The organism is Zhongshania guokunii (assembly GCF_040892635.1).
GTDB lineage: Bacteria > Pseudomonadota > Gammaproteobacteria > Pseudomonadales > Spongiibacteraceae > Spongiibacter > Spongiibacter guokunii.
The window spans coordinates 59,068-78,876 of record NZ_JBFRYA010000013.1; the positions used below are offsets into that span (position 1 = coordinate 59,068).

Consider the following 19,809-nt stretch of genomic DNA (forward strand, 5'->3'; position numbering starts at 1 on the left):
CACAGGGGCAACGTTAATTTGCGATCATCACTGCGTTGGCGCAGCGTCGCTAGTTGAGGGCGCACTGGTGGGCACGCTCAGCGCAGACGAGCCCACGCTATCAATTAAATCTCCGCTTAACACCAGCCCTGCGTTGGGAATATTCAAGGTATCATCGAGCAAACTGCCGCTGAGCATGTCACCGCCAAGCACCAAGCCGACATCAAGCAGGCCATTCGTACTGGCTAAAAAATCACTGACCACCGGTAGGCTTTGCGCCGACAGGGCACCGCTCCCCGCCAGCGCAACTATAAACACAGCGCTCGAACAAATTCCTTTCGCATTAATAGTAAACATATTCCCCTCGCAAGCTTTAGCGCTTCAAAACCATATAAAAACAGTAAGTTAGCACAAAATGTCAAATAGGGGGCAATGAGCGTGCACCACCAGCACTGGCAACGTGAGAGGCTTCACACTTTTGGAAACGCTAGGCTAGGTGCCTTAATTATTGTGGCTCGCCGCTCCTAAGCCCGCAGCCAAAAACTCGACCAAGAGTTTTATCTTCGGCGATAAATTGCGGCTATGCGGAAACAGTGCCCAGATACCCTCTTCGGGCTCACGAAAATGGTCTAGTAAACTGATCAAACTGCCTTCATTAAGGTGGGCCTGCACATAATAATCGGGCAACTGAATTAGCCCTACCCCTTTTAACGCGGCATCAACAAGCGCATGACCGCTATTGCAGTGGATATTGCCCGACACGCGGATATTCCGCGACTTGCCCGCCTCCTGAAATCGCCAGATGTCGGAGCCGCCAACCAAGCAATTGTGCTGTTCTAATTCAGCCAATGAGTGAGCAATGCCATAGCGGTTCAAATAACTCGGCGCAGCACAAACATAGCGGGTTCGCGATGCCAGTTTTTTTGCCATCATCGCCGAATCGCTCAACGTGCCGATTCGAATCGCCAAGTCGTAGCCTTGGGTCACCAGATCGTCGAGCTGGTTGCTAAGCTGGCAATGCAACTCCAGTTGCGGATACTGCAACACAAAATCATTTACTAGCGGCATTACGCTCTCTTCGCCGTAGGTAATCGGCGCGGTCATTTTAATTTTACCGCGCGGTGTAGCCTGTAAATCTAAAATAGCCCGTTCAGCCTCTGCCAAGCCATCCATCAAGCTCCGGCAGTGTTGGTAGTAAACACCGCCATTCTCCGTCATAACCACTTTGCGGGTGGTGCGGTAAAACAACTTGGCGCCTAGGCGGTCTTCCAAGCCGCTGACTTGCCGGCTGACCTGCGCCACTGATACCGCCAAACGCCCAGCCGCCGCAGTAAAACTGCCGGTTTCGGCTACGGCAACAAATTCAGCAAGGCCCTGCCACTGATTCATTATTACATTCTCGTAAAAGTGTTTTGTATTTAAGGCCATTATCATCAATCGAGAAACAATTACAATGTAGGCATTAAAATCACACCAGCTATACCGCAGCCACCACAGAGAGATCGCCATGTCTGAGCAATTTATTAAATCCAAAGCCGCTATTGCTTGGGGTCCCGGTCAGCCACTTAAAATCGAAGAAGTCGATGTAATGCTCCCCAAGGCGGGCGAGGTATTGATTAAAATCGTCGCCACTGGTGTTTGCCACACTGACGCCTTCACCCTCTCTGGCGACGACCCCGAGGGCATATTCCCCTCCATTCTCGGCCACGAAGGCGGTGGTATTGTTGAACAAGTCGGTGAAGGCGTCACCAGCGTAAAAGTCGGCGACCACGTAATTCCTCTGTACACCCCCGAATGCCGCGAGTGCAAATTTTGTAAATCGGGCAAGACCAATCTTTGCCAGAAAATTCGTGAAACCCAAGGTAAAGGCCTGATGCCCGACGGCACCACTCGGTTCTACAAAGACGGCCAACCGATTTTCCACTACATGGGTTGCTCAACCTTCTCTGAATACACCGTGCTGCCCGAAATCTCCCTCGCCAAAGTGAATCCTGCCGCGCCTCTAGAAGAAGTTTGTTTGCTTGGCTGCGGCGTCACCACCGGCATGGGCGCTGTGATGAATACCGCCAAGGTAAAAGAGGGCGACACCGTTGCTATTTTTGGTTTGGGCGGCATTGGCCTGTCGGCCGTGATCGGCGCGGTGATGGCCAAAGCCAGCCGCATCATTGCCATCGACGTTAACGAGAGTAAATTTGAACTGGCCCGCAAGCTCGGCGCCACCGATTGCATCAACCCGAAGAACTTCGACAAGCCGATTCAAGAGGTGATAGTTGAACTGACCGACGGCGGCGTTGATTTCTCTTTTGAGTGCATTGGCAACGTTAACACCATGCGCTCGGCTTTAGAGTGCTGCCACAAGGGCTGGGGCGAGTCGATTATTATTGGCGTAGCCGGCGCTGGCCAGGAAATTTCAACCCGCCCCTTCCAACTAGTAACGGGACGAGTCTGGCGCGGCACCGCCTTTGGTGGCGTACGCGGCCGCACCGAACTACCAGACTACGTAGAACGCTATTTAGCTGGCGAATTTAAGCTCAGCGATTTCATCACCCACACCATGCCACTCGAAGACATTAACGAAGCCTTTGAGTTAATGCATGAGGGCAAGAGTATTCGCTCAGTTATTCACTACTAGTCCTCCAGCCCCCACAAGGACGCGCCGCTGAAAAGCGGCGCGAATCGCAAATGAGCATAGAAAACATTAGCAACAACAAATGCTTTGGCGGCTGGCATAAGCAGTATCGCCACCGCTCTAGCACCCTCAACTGCGAGATGCGTTTTGCCGTTTTTTTGCCCCCCCAAATCAATACCGGCGTAAAAGTACCGGCACTGTACTGGCTATCGGGACTAACCTGCACCGACGAAAACGTGATGCAAAAAAGCGGTATACAGCGTGTTGCCGCTGAACTTGGCATCGCCATTATCGCCCCCGACACCAGCCCTCGCGGCGACGACGTCGCTAACGACGACAGCTACGACCTAGGCCAAGGCGCAGGCTTTTATGTTAACGCCAGCCAAGCGCCGTGGAATCGCCATTTCCATATGTACGACTATATCGTTAAAGAGCTGCCGGAAATTATCGAGCAACACTTCCCCATATCTGAGCAGCGTGCCATTTCCGGCCATTCCATGGGCGGCCACGGCGCACTGACTATCGCCTTAAAAAACCCCGAGCGCTACAGCTCGGTATCGGCCTTCAGTCCAATTAGCTCACCGGTAAACTGCCCTTGGGGACAAAAAGCGTTTACGGCGTATTTGGGCGCTGAACAAGCAGATTGGAAGGCCTACGACAGCTGCGAACTCATTAACAACGCAACTCGGTTTGTACCCGCACTTGTCGATCAAGGCAACGATGATCAATTTCTAATTGAGCAGCTCAAGCCGCAACTATTAGAAGCCGCAGCCAGGGCTAAAAACTACCCACTGCAACTCAATTACCACGACGGCTATGACCACAGTTATTATTTTATCGCCAGTTTTATAGAGTCACACCTGCGTTTCCACGCCAAGTATTTACGCTAACCCTAAAACGCTAGCTAATTCCTTGGCGTTAGAACGCCAAGGAACCAAGCCTGCCATTTCGAGTCAAAGAAGTTCATTCACAACGCCCCTACGAACACCGTGTTTCCTGCTCAAGCAGAATCAGCGGCGCTCGCCCTTAATCGCGTGGAGTAATGCATGATGAACAATAAACTAGGCCGAATTGCCGGCTATTCACTTATCGCCGGCCTGGGTCTGTCGTTATTAACCGCCTGTGGCGGCTCCAGCAGCAACGGCTCAGCCAAATCATCTACCGCGTCATTTTCCGTCACCGACGCACCTGTTGATGACATTGACGCCGTAAAAATCACCTTCAGCCGCATCGACCTCAAACCCGCCAATGGCGACATTGTCAGCCTGACCTTTGATGAGCCCGTGGTCATCGACAACCTTCTCGACCTCACCGGCAATGCCGCCAGCCCGATTATTTCTGACGCTGTAGTACCCGCTGGCGACTACCAATGGCTGCGTATTTTTGTGACCGGTGGTTTCCCCGATTCTACTGTGCTGCCCAAGCTCGGTAACGAAACCGACCTCTTTATACCCGGCCAGCAAAATGGCAATGCCAATAACAATGGCACGCCGCGCTCATTAAAACTGAATACCGGCTTTACCGTTCCCACCGGTGGCAACGCCGATTTCACCATCGACTTTGTACTTCGCAAAGGCCTAACCAAACCCGCTAACTCAGACCACTATCTACTGCGGCCGGCGATGCGCTTAGTGAACAATGTCGAAGTTGGCACTATTAGCGGCACCGTAGACAACACCGTGATCGCCAGCAATGCCTGCGGCCCCACCGGTATCAGCGTGTACCTCTACGAAGGAGATTTAAACGCAAACTCACAAGTACCGGACGATATCTACGACCCCAATATTAATGCGGATATAGATGAAGTGAGCGACGACGTGAGCGGCCAGCGCCCCATTAGCAGCGCTGAAGTCAGCATGAATGACAGTAGCGTTTACACCTTTGAAATTGGCTTTGTGCGCGCTACCGAGGCCGGCTATAGCCTAGCACTCACCTGTCAGTCGAGCTTAGACGACGCAGCCTCAGACGACGACATTAACTTTATTGAGGTATTGCCAGTGGTAGTCACCGCCAATCAGACCTCCGAGCTGAGCTTTACACAACCACTATAAGCACCGCCACATTACAACGCAGGGACGCGTTGTAATCGGCAAACTGCTGACCATCACTTTGCTAAATATTGATCCCAACACACCCGCCGCGTGCGGCGAATATACTCATACGTCGAGCCCGGCCAGTTATTGGTGATTTTATCGCCATCTTTATACCAACTTGCGTTAATCGTATTCCATGCCATATTGGCCAAACGCTGCTGAAGCTCGGCATTGTATTGTTGCTCTGCCTCAGTTTTCACCTCAATCGAACGACGCCCATCCCTATCTAAAACCTGAATACAGTCTGTGATATAGCGCGCTTGAGCCTCCGACATAATCACAATCGAGTTGTGGCCTAAATTGGTATTGGGGCCATACATCATAAATAAATTTGGGAAACCAGCAGTCATCATTCCCAAATATGCCTGAGCACCGCTACCCCATGCCTCGCGCAGACTCAGGCCATCCTTACCCACGATCGTCATTGGCGCCAAAAACGGATTAGTTTTAAATCCTGTGCCATAAATGATGACGTCGGCGGGAATTTCTCGGCCATCTGCGGTTACCACACCGCATTCAGATAAGCGCGCAATACCGTCTACATCCAGCTCAACATTTGCTCTCGCCATCGCCGCATAATAGTCATCAGACACGAGTATACGCTTGGCGCCCATCGGGTAGTCGGGGGTTAACTTGGCCCGTAATACGGGATCACAAATATATTTTTTTATATAACGACGATGCATCCACAGAGCAATGCGCCGATGCAAGCTTCGGCCCTGCATTATTGGATAAATCAGCAGCTCATTGCGCAACCAAATACTAAATCGATAGTAGCGAGCCACAAGGGGGATACGCGCCGACAGCCACTGCTCCCAAGCTTTATAGGGCCTGTCGAGTTTGGGAATAACCCAGTTCGCACTGCGCTGAAAAACCGTGAGCTTCGCCACTTGCGGCGCAATTTTCGGAATAAACTGCAGCGCGCTGGCGGCATTGCCAATCACCACCACACGCTTGCCTGCGAGTTCAACGCTGCTATCCCACGCCGCCGAATGAAACTGCGGCCCCACGAAGCTAACTTGCCCCGGCAGTCGCGGCGTAAATGGATGATGTAACTGCCCTACCGCAGTAACTAAAAACTGGCACTGCCACTCATCACCGTTAGCGCTGCGCAAATGCCAGCACTGCGCCGCCTCATCATATTGCGCGCTGCCAAGCTCCACGCCAAAATGAATATGCGCATACAAGCCGTATTTTTTGGCGGTGCCCTTTAAATAATCAAATATCTGCCGCTGTTCAGCCCATTTATACTGCCAGTCAGCATTGTGTTCAAAGGAGTAGCTATACAGCGCCGAGGCAATATCGCACTCCGCGCCCGGATAGTGATTCTCTCGCCAAGTACCACCAACCTCGTCGGCTTTTTCCAAAATAGCAAAATCACTGATCCCTGCTTTTTGCAAATGGATAGCGAGACCCATACCCGAGAATCCGGCACCAATAATGATGATTTTTCGCGCATTAATCTCTGCCACTGCCAATCCCCAGCTTGTTGTACTTTAGATCCTGCAAAGGTAGCACCGCCACCGAAGGCATTGCTAAGCTGCCCAGCCAAACATGGCCGTCGTACTCATTTGCGCTGGTCACCGTATGATAACTTCCACTCGCAGACTGAAAATTGAATTTAACGCTGCCATCCAAGCTTAAACCGACAACAAAACCATAGTGATCCGCGGGCACAAGTAACTCGGCAGGTAGGCCACCCAAAAGCTTCCTTACAAAAGGATGATCCGCTAAAGCATCAATTGCCCTGTTGCGTACGGCGGGCATCGCCAGCCAAAAAGTATCAAGGCCATTAAAACTAATGTTATCCGGCATACCAGGTAAACCGTCTATAAAGGTATCGCTTGATCCGGCCTTCGCCCCCTTCAGCCACAATCGTGTCACTCTCGATGCGCCCGTTTCATTGACCAATACATATTGATCTTCAGGGCCGAGCGCAACACCGTTCGCGAAATACAAATCTCGCAAATGCACTTTAGTTTGACTGGTCGCTGGCGAATAACTCAGTAAACGTCCTGTAGCGCTGGCCTCAATTAAATCGTAAATATAGTCGTGCAAACCAAAGCGGCCTGAGGCATCGCTAAACCAAATAATGCCATCCTTAGCCACATCCACGTCATCAATAAAACGTAACGACGGATCATCGGTATAGGCGACCAATGTGCTTACCTCCCCCGTGGGTGATACCGACAGCAAGCCCTTAAAAGCATCTGCCACAATCAAATTTCCTACGCCATCAAATTGCATGCCCAAGGGGCGACCGCCGGTATTAACAAACTCCTGCGCACTGCCCTCCACCAAGCGACCATCATCCACGGCAAAACGTACAATACGACCATCTTGATAACCGGTATAAAAACGACCATCAGGACCTCTTACGATATCCTCTGGGCCTGTGCCGATATTTAGCAAGTGTATGAATGCCGCGGCTAAACGCTCATTCTCCGCGAACACACCACTCAACCCCTCATTGGCAGGAGCGTTAAACGCCACCGGCTGAATAGGCGAACGGGCATGTAGCGCTAGGCACCCAATGACTATTAGTAAAACTACAATAGCGCTTGCTCGGAAAAAGCGTCCCATTACACATCCTCTTATCATTATTAATTGCCCATATACCGCAGCAGCATTCTCTGCCACGGCTGGCGTTTAAGGTTAGCGCAAAGAACTGGCGGCGCCAGCGCAATAGCGCTATGCTAAATTTAGCATTTGACGACAAAATTGTTTTCAAGCAAGGACCCAGACCATGCGCCCCGTTATTCGCTCGTCCTCCCTCAGTGGCTATCAGGAGCTAGTTCGCGAACTGGGCGCAGACCCGATCCGCTTCATAGAGCAATTAAACCTAGATCCACAACGCTTAGGTGATTTCGATTACTTAATTTTTTACCACCAGCTGATGCAAATATTAGAAACCTCAGCCGTAGAATTAAATTGCCCCAACTTCGGTTTACTATTATCTAAAAAACAAAATCTGGAAACCTTGGGGCCAATAGCCATTATGGCCAAGGCTTCCAACACCGTGGCCGATGCCATGGTCTGCATTGCTCGGTATATTTCCTACCATAGCCCCGCCCTAAAACTCTCGCTTGACGACAAAACCGCCCCCAGCTTCCCCCGTCTCGTAATTGAAATCAATGTGCCAGAGTTGCCCTATCGACGCCAAACCATAGAGCTGGCAATGGGCTTAGCCGCCAATGTGCACGGACTGCTCACTGAATACCGCTACAAACCCGATGTGGTATTATTCCGACACACCCGTGAACTCGACATCAAGCACTACCGCCGTCACTTTGGCTGCCCAGTTTTATTCGGCCAAGAAACAAATGCACTGGTCTTAACCCCCGAACAAATCAATTTACCCATTCGCACCGCCAATACCTTCCAGCGCGAGATGATGGCCAACTATGTCATTAAGAAAAATCGCGCCAACCCAGTCACCTTGGTCGAACAAACTCGATTTATTGTCAACCGCTTAATGCCTGCGCAACGCTGTAACATCAAAAACATCGCCAGCGAAATGTCCATGCACCCGCGCACCCTGCAGCGCAGGCTCAAAGACGAGGGCCACATCTTTGAGCAAATTCTCGATGAAATACGCCGCACCGAGGCGCAGAACTTATTGGCCGAACAGCGTATGCCTATGGCGCAAATTGCAGGTTTACTGGGCTACCAGGAACAAAGCTCGTTTAATCGGGCGGTAAAACGCTGGTTCGGCGTAACCCCAAATAACTACAGAAAGTCCTTTCAAAACAAGGAAATCCCAGCAAATTAAACTAGGCTATAGGAGGTAAGTCCTGCCAAGGGGGCTCCATCGACTGTCATTATTGCCAGCCGCACCTGTCATCAAATGCCAATATTATGTCGTCAAATGCTAATATATTCACTGTAAACTTCGGCATTGTGCATCTTCAAATATCAAACACAAAAACAAAAATATCTCTGCATTAATCTGGAAGGATTTTAGCCATGCCAAAACGCTCTATTTTGCCAATGCTCAATGGGAAAACACTATTGCGCAGCAGTCTCTACATAGCCATTGCCACCAGCGCTAACGCCGTCAGCGCGGCCGCCATGCTCGAGGAGGTCCTCGTTACCGCCCAAAAGCGGAGCCAGAGCACCCAAGATATACCCGTAGCCGTCACCGGCATGACCGACACCCAGCTGGACAAATACGGCTTTGAAAACGCCAGCGACATCGCCGCTCAAGTACCTAACATGCAGGTCAGCGGCCCCTACGGCGACATTCAGCCCATTTTTTCGATTCGCGGCGTGAGCATGTCCGACTACAGTTCCAACCAAGCCAGCCCCATTGGCGTCTACGTTGACGAAACCTACCTCGCCCCCGTTTACAGTCACGGCGCCAACTTTTTTGATATCGAGCGTTTAGAAGTACTGCGCGGCCCCCAGGGCACGCTCTATGGTAAAAACACCACCGGTGGTGCTATCAACATCATTACTCGGACACCACAGTTCAGTGATGAGCCTAGCAACTTCATTAAACTCGGGGTCGGCAGCTACAATGCCACAGTCGCCGAAGCTGGTGCAGAAACCATCGTCATTGATGACATTCTCGCAGTGCGCGGCGCAGTCAGCTTTAAGCGTGACGACGGCTACGCGGAAATTGTCGGCAGAGATGAAAATGGTGCCCAAACAGACTTCCAAGGTGGCAGACTCGCCCTGCACTTTGCACCTAACGATACTTGGGACGCAGTGTTCAAATACACCGTTTCTGGCAACGACGCTCTTAGCACCCCTGCCAGAAACGAAGGTCGTACCGATCTTATCAACTCGCCCCATTCGGACTATACCGGTTATTCTCGCGAATCACGCAACTTAGACTTCAATGAAACCGAAGCTAACCAGGTTGGCGCGCTGATCACGAATACCAGTATTGGCGGGCTAACGCTAAGCTTTGCTGGTGACAATTTCACCATCACCTCGGTGTCGTCTTACTACGACGCAGACTATTACCAAAAAGCCGACACAGACGGCTCACCCGACGATATGCTAACCATCACGTGGTCGTCAGACGCCATCGGCTACAGCCAGGATCTGCGCTTCTCATCTGAGTTCGACGGCATGTTTAACATTATTGCCGGCGTCTACTACGGTGCCGAAGACCAGTATATGAATAATCTATATAGCGTCTTTGAAACGCCACCGGACGTGCGCGTTGGATTTGCAAAACCAGACACCGCACAGCAGTACCCTTTCCTACTGGACTTCGGCATACTCGATCAGCGCTTGGAAACTCAAAAAACCAGTGCGGCCGTTTATTCACAAATGCGCTTTGACTTAACCGAGCGCTTTGGTATGGACCTTGGTCTGCGTTACACCAAAGACGACAGCACCCTGTCCTACTTTAACATTTCTCGTCTTGGCTACGATGGCAGCCCTCGCGGCACCTATGTTCCCGGAAATACTACAGGGGTTGATGACGCGTATATTTCTGCGCCACTGTCGCAGTCACAAATTATTGATTTGCTAAACGATCCGGCATCATTATTGACGTACACCAACGCTGGCTACACCCACGGCGCCTACACGCTGGATTCGGCACCGAAATTAAAAGCCAGCGAAGCTGAATGGACAGGCAAACTAGGCGCCGATTACCGCATAAATGAAGACCTTATGGTGTACGCCAGCGCCAGCCGTGGCTACCGCGCAGGCAGCTATAATGGCGGCGCTTACTACATAGCACGACCACTAGAAACCGCCTATGCCTCACCAGAATACATCGAGGCGCTCGAGCTAGGCTTTAAAGCCGACCTTCTGGACAACACCATGCGATTGAACGCCGCACTGTTTTCCTACGACTACACCGATCAGCAGTTTATTAACGTGGTTGGTTTCTCCAACTTCCTAGAAAACGCTGGCGGCTCAACTATTCAAGGCTTTGAAGCCGAACTGTGGGCTCGACTCGGCGAGCGGCTAACCCTGCAAATTGGCCTTGGTTATCTAGAAACCGAGTACACTGAACTTACCTTGGCCAATACCGAGACTATCGCCGATGCCGACGACCGTGTTGACCTCAGCGGCAATGAGCTGATATTGGCGCCCAAGCTAAACTACAGTATTTCCTTGGACTACGACGCCCTAATTACCGAAGCCGGCTACCTAAGCATCAATGCCAATACCAACTTCCAAGACGACCAGTGGTTTAGTGCTTACAACGACGACAATGGCTACGGCCAAATCAGCCAAGAAGCCTACTGGGTATTCAATGGCCGAGTAAGCTGGCACGCATCGGATGACAGCTATACTGTATCTGTTTGGGGTAAAAACCTTGCCGATGAAGAGTACGATGTTTACGGTATTAATCTGCAAGCTGGCTTTGGTCACGACAACTACCTGGGCGGCCAACCTCGCACCTTTGGCGCAGAAGCAACCTATCGTTTCTAAGGTTTTAACGTCATATCACTGACGCTAAAACACCGCTCATTCAGTGCTGCGCAGGGAAGTGCAGCACTAACAACCCCCAACAGCACCAACCACGTTAAACGTAGACCCGTCTTTAGCCTCCCCGCCCACCCACAAGCAAACACCCTGACTAAGCTGCGCTATCTACGTATTGAAAGCCCAGCATCGATTTCGGCACTATAGAACTCTGAATCCATCCATTCCGCAACACAGCCGGGATAGGAGCAATAATAAGATGACCCCTACAAAACTTGCCAGTATCAAGCCCAACCCTATTTCACTAGGACAGCTATTGGTATCTGGCGGATTTATTACAACCGGCACCTTGCAACAAGCCCTGAGCACCCAACGCTGGAGTCGCCGCCGACTTGGTGAAGTATTAGTACAACGCGAAGAACTCAGCAGCATTGAAAAAAAGGCCGTACTCAATCTACAGAAAACCCTTACAGAATACGCCCATGCGATTCAACCGAACGGCGAGATGCCCAAGTCATTACAACTTAGCTTGGGCCAGCTACTTTTAGATCACGGTGAAATCACTCAACAACAACTCAATGACGCATTAGCCGAGCATAGCAGCCAGCACCGGCGCCTTGGCGAGGTGCTAATTGACCAGCAACTGCTCAGCCCAGGTCGCCTTGCCTGCTGGCTGCAACTCCAGAAGAAATTATTAAGTGCCGCCGCAGTGGCCGCGTGGATGATAACCGGCAGCTGTAATGTCGCCGCAGACGAAAACCCGCAAAGCCTCTGGCAGAAATTTGTAAGCGGTAACTTGATCCACTCCAACTCCCCCGACAGTAAAAACGCATGGGGGCAGCAAAACACAGACAATTTACCCAGACTAAACATAAAGCACCGCGACCTAAGCGAATTGAGTCGCAGTCGCGACGGCACCCTCACCCTTAAACTTGGCCAAAAAGGCCTGAACATTGTTAAGCGGTTTTAGTTACTCTAATCCCGTTAACCGCTTATAAAACACCCAACATCAAGGCCGCATAGCAACGGCCTCAGAACGCCTTCCCTCGCCCCAAAACTACAATTTTCAAAACATTTAATAGCGTCACGCCCAGACTGTGCAGCACGCTATTTAGGCATATAGCTTGACAGCATACTGATTTATCCATAAATTATACGCATGCTAACAAAATAGCTTCCGCGCAATCCTAGCGCTAGCTGTGAGCCTTGTATTGGAAAAATAAACCAGCACCCCAGCACTAGCACAAACCCGCTACGCTAATGCCAACTCTCTTTAGTTAAAGGCCACACCCCGCCTGTATGGATCTTTCAATAAAAAACACAATTCGCAATGCCGCCACTAAACGGTTACTTGCATTTTCCATTTTTGCTGCCGCCAGTTGCGCGAGCCTCGCCGTTGAGTTGGGCAGAATAGAGGGCTTTGGCCCTGTTTCGCGCGGATTTGCCGGTGGCGGCGTCGCGCATGGCACCGGCGCGGCGGCCATAATATTAAATCCAGCTGAGCTACTTTCTAACGAGCCAGGCCACGAGCTCATGGTGCAAGTGTCTGAGATCCAAGCCGACATTAATGTTCGAAATGAACAGACTCATGAAATTGTGCGCACCGCGAAGTTAGGAAATAATCGCGGCCCCTACGATTTACCAGAAGTAGCCTACAGCTACCGCGGCGACGACTGGGCGTTTGGCGTGGGTCTTTTCGCAGCCGCGGGCTTTGGCATTGAATACGGTCGCGACTCCTTCCTGTCTACAACCAGTACCGGCAATGTTGCCACTGGCCTTGAAACTTCTGCGCGCTTAACAGCGCTGCGAATCCCAATCGCATTCGCTTGGCAACCAACAGAGACCGTCCGCCTAGGTGCGGCCTTGGATATTGTTAATTTAGGCATTAATGTCGCAACACTCTATGACGCTAAACAAGTAAAAATGCTGGTTCAACAAGACCGCGCCTCTGGTGGACTGGCCACCATAGTAGGCGCTCTTCCCACGCTTGCCGGTGTGCATCTTAATTTCGTTAATGATCATCCGATCGCCGGCGGACTGTCGGGCTGGGGAATTGGCGGCAGAGTCGGCGCCTCATGGCAAATGAGCCCGCAAACGAGTGTTGCTCTGGCCTATGAGTTCGAAACTCGGTTAACCGACTTAAGGGGTAAAGGTCGGCTGACGGCTGTCGATATTTTAAATAATCAAATCCCTGTAGATGGCCAAGGCCGGTTTGAAGATATGCAATTGCCCGCGGCATTTGTTGTTGGCGTGTCTCACCAAGCGACACCAAGCTTAGCCGTGGTCGCTGATTTGCGCAGAACTTATTGGAAAAAAATGCTTGGCGATGCTCGCTTTTCTTATCGAGCCGAAGGCGGGCTTTTCGATGGGCAGGAACTGAATGCGCTATTACCAATGGGCTTCAATAATATCACCTCGCTTACGCTGGGCGCCGAATGGTCACCCAACGATAGCTGGACCTTCCGCAGCGGCGTATCCCACGCTGTACAACAATTGGTTAAAGACCGTAACTTTAGCGGCACCTTTCCAACCCTAACCAGAAACCACTTTGTTGCCAATGCCAGCTACCTTTGGCAATCAAAATACGAGCTGACCTTTGGCTGCACCTACGCGTGGACCCCGCCAGTGCACAACCCAGGCAACAATATCGGCAGTATTCCGCCCATCAAAGGACGGAACCACCAGATAACCCCAGTTATTTCATATCGGCTTATGCTTTAAGTGGCGCCGTCGCCCAACTTTAAGATTTGCACTCTTTACCAAGGCGCATCAAAACAAAACAGCGCTTACAAAGAAACGAGTAAATTTAAAGTTTAGGGCGCCCCCTACCTTAAGCCGCTGAGTCCAACGCTTCTAAGGGGCCAAAAAATTCATATTGAATATTAGCCACCGGCACCTCTAGATCTTTCAATGCGCTGTAGGCAGCAACCATAAACCCCTTAGGCCCCAACAAATATACATCTACATTGCGATCTACCGGCAGTAAATTAGTTAACACCGCGTGATTAATCTGACCTTCAAAATGCGGCTTATCACCGGCCTCTGGCTTTTCATAACAGTAACTCACCTTGAGCTTGTCATTGCCTTCGGCCAGCTCATCGACCTTCTGCTTAAAGGCGTGATGCTTGCCATTCATTGCCGCGTGAATAAAATGCACTTCGCGCCCCGCCGTAAGCGCCGGATTCAGCATACTCATCGCAGGCGTTATACCCACGCCGCCAGTTAGCAATACTAAAGGGCGCGCTTCGCTGTTAAGCGTAAAGCTGCCTGCAGGTGGCGTTAACTTAACAATATCGCCTTTATTAAGATTGTCGTGCAGCGCATTAGAGACCACACCGTTTGGCTCGCGCTTAACGCTGATGCGATAATAGTCGTTACCAGGTTGATCAGACAAGCTGTAATTTCTGCGCACCACCGCGCCGTTAACGTCGGTGATAATAGTAATGTATTGCCCTGGCAAGTAGCTGCATATGGCCTTGCCATCAACAGGCGAGAAATAAAAGGAAGTAATAACATCGCTCTCTTTCTGTTTATCCACCAATACAAACTCACGCTCTCCGCGCCAGCCACCATTACGCTGCTCATTGTGCTGATAAACTTGCTCTTCGGCACCAATCAATAAGTCTGCAAGCTGCTGATAGGCCTCTGCCCATGCGGCAATTATTTCGTCGCTGGCCACATCACCCAACACTTCTTTAATGGCCGCCAACAAACACTCGCCAACAATGGGGTAATGCTCCGGCAATATATTTAGTGCCACATGCTTTTGGACGATTAAAGCCACCGCATCACCCAATACCTCGAGCCGATCCAAATTACTCGCGTAGGCGACAACGGCATTGGCTAGCGCTCTGGGCTGGGTACCTTGAGCTTGGTGGGCCTGATTGAAATAGGCTTTAACCGCGGGGTAGCGGTTAAACATCAGCGGATAAAAAACCGCGGTGATTTCATCAACCTTGGGGCCGACTGCAGGTAGCGAGGCTTTAACCAAATCTTTACTGTGTTGTGACAACATTGAGCGCTCTCCAGGTAATTTTCGACTTTGCGCGGCCTAATCCATTCTCTAAGAATAGCGACCTTGCACATACCTTATCAATTACCATACCAACAACTAACTTGTTGATTTTAAAAAACTAATAACGTAACGTTGTCACTTAGACACACCGCATAGGTTGTTTTTTTGACAACACACGAGGTTAATATGACAACCAGCCAATTTACCCAGTCTTTGCTCGCGATCGTTTCTGACCTATCGCAACCCTTATCTGAAGGCGAACGCTACCAGCGCCTGCTGCGCGCGGTAAAACAAGTGTTTCCCTGCGATGCCACCGCCCTGCTACGGCTTGAGCAAAACAAGCTTATTCCGCTCGCCATTAATGGGCTTAGCGAAGACACTCTCGGACGGCAATTTGATATTGACCAGCATCCTCGCCTAGCCGCTATTTTATTGAGTCGCAATCCCGTGCGTTTTGATGCCGACTCGCCCTTACCTGACCCTTACGACGGCTTAATCGACGTTGGCAGAGATGGCCTACACGTACATGACTGCATGGGCGTAGCACTGCATATTGACGGCAAACCTTGGGGCGTGCTCACTCTTGATGCCGCGGCCACCGGCACTTTTGACGATACCCGCACCACGGAGCTCGAAGCCTTTATTCGGCTAGCCGAAGCCACCGTAAAAGCGGCAGAGTTAATACGCAGTTTAGAGACGCGCCTACAGCACGAGCACCAAGTAGTGCAAGCGGTATTGGCCGAACGCAGCGGGCAAACCATGGTAGGCAAAAGCGACGCCATGCAGGTTTTGCGGCGTGAAATTGGCGTAGTTGCCGAATCGGATCTTTCGGTGCTCATTTGTGGCGAAACGGGCGTCGGCAAAGAGCTAGTTGCCCAGCAGATACATCAACACTCGAATCGTGCAGACGCCGCGCTTGTCTATGTAAACTGCGCAGCGCTACCAGAAAACTTAATAGAAAGTGAGTTGTTCGGCCATGTCAAAGGTGCCTTCTCGGGCGCCACCCACTCCCGCGCAGGCAAGTTTGAACTGGCCAATGGCGGCACCTTGTTTCTAGATGAAGTGGGTGAAATTCCGATTGCGGCGCAAGCTAAGTTATTGCGCGCTTTGCAAAGTGGCGAGATTCAGCGCATTGGCAATGATCAGCCGCTATCAGTGGATGTGCGAATCATTGCCGCCACCAATCGCAATTTAAAAGAAGAAGTGTCTGCGGGCCGCTTTCGGGCAGACCTCTACCATCGCCTTAGCGTATACCCCATTCAGGTCCCCCCCCTGCGGGAGCGGCAGCGCGATGTATTACTGCTCGCCGGCTTTTTTGTAGAGCAACAACGACGACGTCTCGGCTTGCAAGCTGTGCGCATAGAACCCAGCGCCCAAACCGAATTACTGCGTTACGACTGGCCTGGCAATATTCGCGAGCTAGAACACACCATCAGCCGCGCCATGCTCAAGGCAAAAAGCCTCCACCCAACAACGCCATCCTTGCTACACATTTGCAACACCGACTTAAACCTAAACCCAAGCAGTACGCCGATCGTTAGCAGCGGCGTCAGCGATGCGCTCGCCGCGCCGGAAGTCGTGAACTTAAAACAAGCAACCGACGATTTTCAGCGTCAAATCATTTCGCAATCTTTAGCCAGTAATAATGGCAACCAAGCGCAAGCCGCCAAGGATATAGGTATGGATAGGAGTAATTTTTACAGACTAAGAAAGCGCTTAAATATTTAAGGCATTCCGATGTCGTGCACACGAAGGACTCATGCAGGCAATTCATCAGAGTAAATCGTAAACCTCAGCCGAACCCGAGGCCCGACTTACTCGTCAAAACTCAATCGTCTTCATTGGCCTCGCGAATCCGCTCGCGGCGCTCGGCCTCTTCTGCCATCACGGCTTTGATTTCCATTAACACCGCATCCACGTCGGCAGCTTCGCCGCTGTCTTCAAATAGGCCCGTTAACTCGGTGTCTTCGTTGAGCTCGCCCTCTTCATACAGCGCCCAAATTTCATCGGCGTAGCGGGTTTGCAATAACTCAGGGGCGTATTGACCGTAGTATTCAGTCATATTGTTCACGTCCCGCGCCAACATACTATGGGCGTTATTATTGCCCGCAGCATCCACTGCCTGAGGAAGATCGATAATTACCGGGCCGTATTCATCGACCAGCACATTAAATTCAGATAAATCGCCGTGAACCAGACCCGCGCAAAGCATAAGCTTAACGTAGTGCATAACCACCGCATGATCTTCTATGGCTTGCTCAGCGGGCATCGACACGTCATTCAGGCGCGGTGCTACCCCACCCTCCTCGTCTGTCACCAGCTCCATGAGCAACACGCCATCAAAACAACCATAGGGCTGCGGCACCCGCACTCCAGCTTTAGCTAGACGATAGAGGGCATCGACTTCGGCGTTGTGCCAAGCATCTTCCTGCTGTTTACGACCAAACTTAGAGCCTTTCTCCATAGCGCGTGCGCGGCGACTATTGCGAACTTTACGGCCTTCTTGGTAGAGCACCGCCTGCTTAAAGCTGCGCTGAGCAGCCTCTTTATAGACTTTAGCGCAGCGAATTTCTTCGCCACAGCGCACCACATAAACCGATGCCTCTTTGCCGCTCATTAAAGGCCTAAGTACTTCGTCAACAATGCCATCGTCAATCAGCGGCTGGATACGTTTCGGTGTTTTCATTGCGCCCTTTTTAGGTCTTGGTAAAGACCGTTGGAAAATAGCTGTGAGTCAGCGCCGTGCAGCCATTGTAAATGGCCAAGCAGAATTAGGCGACCAACGCCACGCACTCAGTTCGTGCAGCTAAAGCTTAATGGGTTTTCATAGCGAAGGCACTGATAATGACAATACGCCTGCCATTTACCCATGTTTGAATACAATCGGGCTTATTGCCAAGGAATAATCACACAAACCTAGACCCAGCCTCTGCCAACTGACGCCGCGCCCCCAGAAGCAAGCTATTTTACGGCGTATAACCGCGAGAAACGACCTTAAATTTCGGCACTTGGCTACGCAGGGCAAATATGGAAGGTTTCCGACAAGCGCTGCTACACCAGCGCCCGCCTCAGAGAATCGCAATCAGGCGGTTTTATTTTCCCAATCGCTGCTGCTGACATCGGAGTTTGAGATTGTGGATGACGACTCCTCAACTGATCTTAGCTGCGGGGCGTCATGCTTCTTTACTTGGCTGGCACCAATGAACTGACCGCCCGACTCAATTACCAATTCGCGCACTTTAATCTCGCCACTCACCTGACCAGATGCGACTATCTCTAAGCGATCCGCATCCACCTTGCCATCGAGAATACCACTGACCAAAACCCGCTTAGCACTTACGTCGCCAGTAAAGCGACCACTGCTGCCAATAGTCACATCGCCGTCGGAGTTTAATTTACCCTCCATCACACCATCGAGATGAAAGTTATCCGTTAGCTTGACGTCGCCGTTAAGGGTGGTGCCAGCTGCGACCACCGTCGTTCTGGGGCTACCGTCTGTTTTCTTAGTGTTTTTGCCAGAGAATCCCATTTGATTTTTTCCTCGCGAGTAAAAAGTACGTCGTAATTTTCCCAAGACCACTCCATGAACGGGCCTGGCGCCAAACGCCGATGTAAATGCCGTACCTCGTAATGCAGGTGTGGCGCACTAGACATCCCTGTATTACCGCTATATCCCAATAAATCACCCTGCCGTACGTAATCACCAATGCTCACTGCAGCTTTGCTGAGATGACCGTACAGGGTAGTAAAACCAAAATTGTGATTCAATTTAACGAGACGGCCAAAACCGCTGTCATTCATACCCGCCCACTCAACCACACCATCGGCGGTTGCATAAACCGGCGTGCCGACACCAGCACGTAAATCGGCACCACCGTGCAGCGCCATACGCCCTAGCACCGGATGATTACGCATGCCAAAGCGACTAGTAACATAGGCATCTGAAAGTGGATAACCGCTGGGGATAGTGCTGAGCATATAGCGCTTTTCTGACGCAGTTTGGCTGGCGGTATCCAAACGCTGATACAGCGCAGCGTCCGGCGCTGGACTAAGACCAATCATGGTTTCGATCGTACCCAGCTCATCGCTCATCACCGACAAAGCAGCCACTTTCTCTTCAACCGTGGCCTGCAATTGCTTCTGCTCGCTCAGTAAGCTCTGATTTTTCTGCTTTATCAGCGCCTGGTAGGCCTGTAGCTCGCCTACTTCCTTATTTAAGCTACCGAGCTGATAAGACAAAAAGTAAATCGCCAAAAAGCCACCTAAAAAGCAGGTCGCCAAGAAAATACCAATACCTGCTACAAATCGGCGCATTAATTGAGTTACGGTATAGTGCTTCGCACCGCTATAACTTGTTATTGTGATTCCGTAGTGCTCTCGCATTCAATTTCTCGTGTATCAGGATGCCAAAAACACCGTTTTAAGCTTTTGCATATAAAGCTACCACAGCTCGGATCTGCCCTGTCGGACGACAATGTTTGCGGGCACAATTCATGCCCAAGTCAATACAGCTGGGCCGATTATGTTATTAGTTCGCATTAGATGCAAATTGTGCGCTAATTCAAACCATTACAAGGGCAAGCCAGATATACCTTTAAGAGCGCCGCCAACACCCAAGCGACCGAGACCACTAAATCGAATTAACGAGGAAAAACACCGTTGAGCGCACTTATTCCCCTCGTGAGCAACCCCGTTTA

16 protein-coding genes are annotated in these 19,809 nt (G+C 51.0%); 8 read left to right on the forward strand and 8 right to left on the reverse strand.

Features of this window, described 5'->3' with window-relative positions; all coding sequences use genetic code 11:
• Positions 1–27: 27 nt before the first annotated feature.
• Positions 28–336 (reverse strand): hypothetical protein, encoded by a 309-nt coding sequence (locus tag AB4876_RS14320; protein WP_368382460.1) that lies wholly within the window; start codon positions 334–336, stop codon positions 28–30.
• A 144-nt stretch (positions 337–480) separates the two neighbouring features.
• Positions 481–1,368, reverse strand: coding sequence for a LysR substrate-binding domain-containing protein (locus AB4876_RS14325; RefSeq protein WP_368382461.1), 888 nt, complete (start codon positions 1,366–1,368; stop codon positions 481–483).
• A gap of 118 nt (positions 1,369–1,486) precedes the next feature.
• Between AB4876_RS14325 and AB4876_RS14330 the strand changes: the two genes are divergently transcribed.
• From AB4876_RS14330 to AB4876_RS14340, 3 genes are all read left to right on the forward strand, one after another.
• On the forward strand, positions 1,487–2,611 hold the full coding sequence (locus AB4876_RS14330; protein ID WP_368382462.1) for an S-(hydroxymethyl)glutathione dehydrogenase/class III alcohol dehydrogenase: 1,125 nt from the start codon (positions 1,487–1,489) through the stop codon (positions 2,609–2,611).
• 50 nt (positions 2,612–2,661) lie between these two features.
• The gene (gene fghA, locus AB4876_RS14335) at positions 2,662–3,498 is read left to right on the forward strand and encodes an S-formylglutathione hydrolase (RefSeq protein ID WP_368382463.1); all 837 of its coding nucleotides are present in this window, start codon (positions 2,662–2,664) and stop codon (positions 3,496–3,498) included.
• A gap of 156 nt (positions 3,499–3,654) precedes the next feature.
• A complete protein-coding gene (locus AB4876_RS14340; RefSeq protein WP_368382464.1) occupies positions 3,655–4,659 on the forward strand; it encodes a DUF4382 domain-containing protein in 1,005 nt (334 codons plus the stop codon).
• Between the two features lie 53 nt (positions 4,660–4,712).
• Here the strand turns inward: AB4876_RS14340 and AB4876_RS14345 are convergent, their stop codons facing one another.
• Positions 4,713–6,173: a flavin-containing monooxygenase gene (locus tag AB4876_RS14345; RefSeq protein WP_368382465.1), complete on the reverse strand. Its 1,461-nt coding sequence runs from the start codon at positions 6,171–6,173 to the stop codon at positions 4,713–4,715.
• On the reverse strand, positions 6,160–7,155 hold the full coding sequence (locus AB4876_RS14350; protein WP_368382466.1) for an SMP-30/gluconolactonase/LRE family protein: 996 nt from the start codon (positions 7,153–7,155) through the stop codon (positions 6,160–6,162). The genes AB4876_RS14345 and AB4876_RS14350 overlap by 14 nt, the downstream gene beginning before the upstream one ends.
• Before the next feature lie 292 nt (positions 7,156–7,447).
• Between AB4876_RS14350 and AB4876_RS14355 the strand changes: the two genes are divergently transcribed.
• From AB4876_RS14355 to AB4876_RS14370, 4 genes are all read left to right on the forward strand, one after another.
• The gene (locus tag AB4876_RS14355) at positions 7,448–8,473 is read left to right on the forward strand and encodes an AraC family transcriptional regulator (RefSeq protein WP_368382467.1); all 1,026 of its coding nucleotides are present in this window, start codon (positions 7,448–7,450) and stop codon (positions 8,471–8,473) included.
• Positions 8,474–8,667: 194 nt separating this feature from the next.
• The gene (locus AB4876_RS14360; protein ID WP_368382468.1) at positions 8,668–11,103 is read left to right on the forward strand and encodes a TonB-dependent receptor; all 2,436 of its coding nucleotides are present in this window, start codon (positions 8,668–8,670) and stop codon (positions 11,101–11,103) included.
• 253 nt (positions 11,104–11,356) lie between these two features.
• Positions 11,357–12,067: a cyclic di-GMP-binding domain-containing protein, MshE-related gene (locus tag AB4876_RS14365; protein ID WP_368382469.1), complete on the forward strand. Its 711-nt coding sequence runs from the start codon at positions 11,357–11,359 to the stop codon at positions 12,065–12,067.
• 329 nt (positions 12,068–12,396) lie between these two features.
• Entirely contained in the window at positions 12,397–13,818 is a 1,422-nt protein-coding gene (locus AB4876_RS14370; RefSeq protein ID WP_368382470.1) for an OmpP1/FadL family transporter, read from the forward strand.
• Positions 13,819–13,927: 109 nt separating this feature from the next.
• Here the strand turns inward: AB4876_RS14370 and hmpA are convergent, their stop codons facing one another.
• Positions 13,928–15,112 carry an NO-inducible flavohemoprotein gene (gene hmpA, locus AB4876_RS14375; RefSeq protein WP_368382471.1) on the reverse strand — a complete coding sequence of 395 codons (1,185 nt, stop codon included), beginning with the start codon at positions 15,110–15,112 and terminating at the stop codon, positions 13,928–13,930.
• A gap of 186 nt (positions 15,113–15,298) precedes the next feature.
• Between hmpA and norR the strand changes: the two genes are divergently transcribed.
• Entirely contained in the window at positions 15,299–16,840 is a 1,542-nt protein-coding gene (gene norR / locus AB4876_RS14380) for a nitric oxide reductase transcriptional regulator NorR (protein WP_368382472.1), read from the forward strand.
• Between the two features lie 100 nt (positions 16,841–16,940).
• Here norR and AB4876_RS14385 read toward each other — a convergent pair whose 3' ends face one another.
• The 3 genes from AB4876_RS14385 to AB4876_RS14395 form a co-directional block, all read right to left on the reverse strand.
• Positions 16,941–17,798, reverse strand: a complete 858-nt coding sequence (locus tag AB4876_RS14385) for a PA4780 family RIO1-like protein kinase (protein ID WP_368382473.1) — start codon at positions 17,796–17,798, stop codon at positions 16,941–16,943.
• Between the two features lie 396 nt (positions 17,799–18,194).
• Positions 18,195–18,587 carry a bactofilin family protein gene (locus AB4876_RS14390; protein ID WP_368382474.1) on the reverse strand — a complete coding sequence of 131 codons (393 nt, stop codon included), beginning with the start codon at positions 18,585–18,587 and terminating at the stop codon, positions 18,195–18,197.
• Entirely contained in the window at positions 18,545–19,426 is an 882-nt protein-coding gene (locus AB4876_RS14395) for a peptidoglycan DD-metalloendopeptidase family protein (RefSeq protein WP_368382475.1), read from the reverse strand. The genes AB4876_RS14390 and AB4876_RS14395 overlap by 43 nt, the downstream gene beginning before the upstream one ends.
• Positions 19,427–19,809 lie beyond the last annotated feature (383 nt).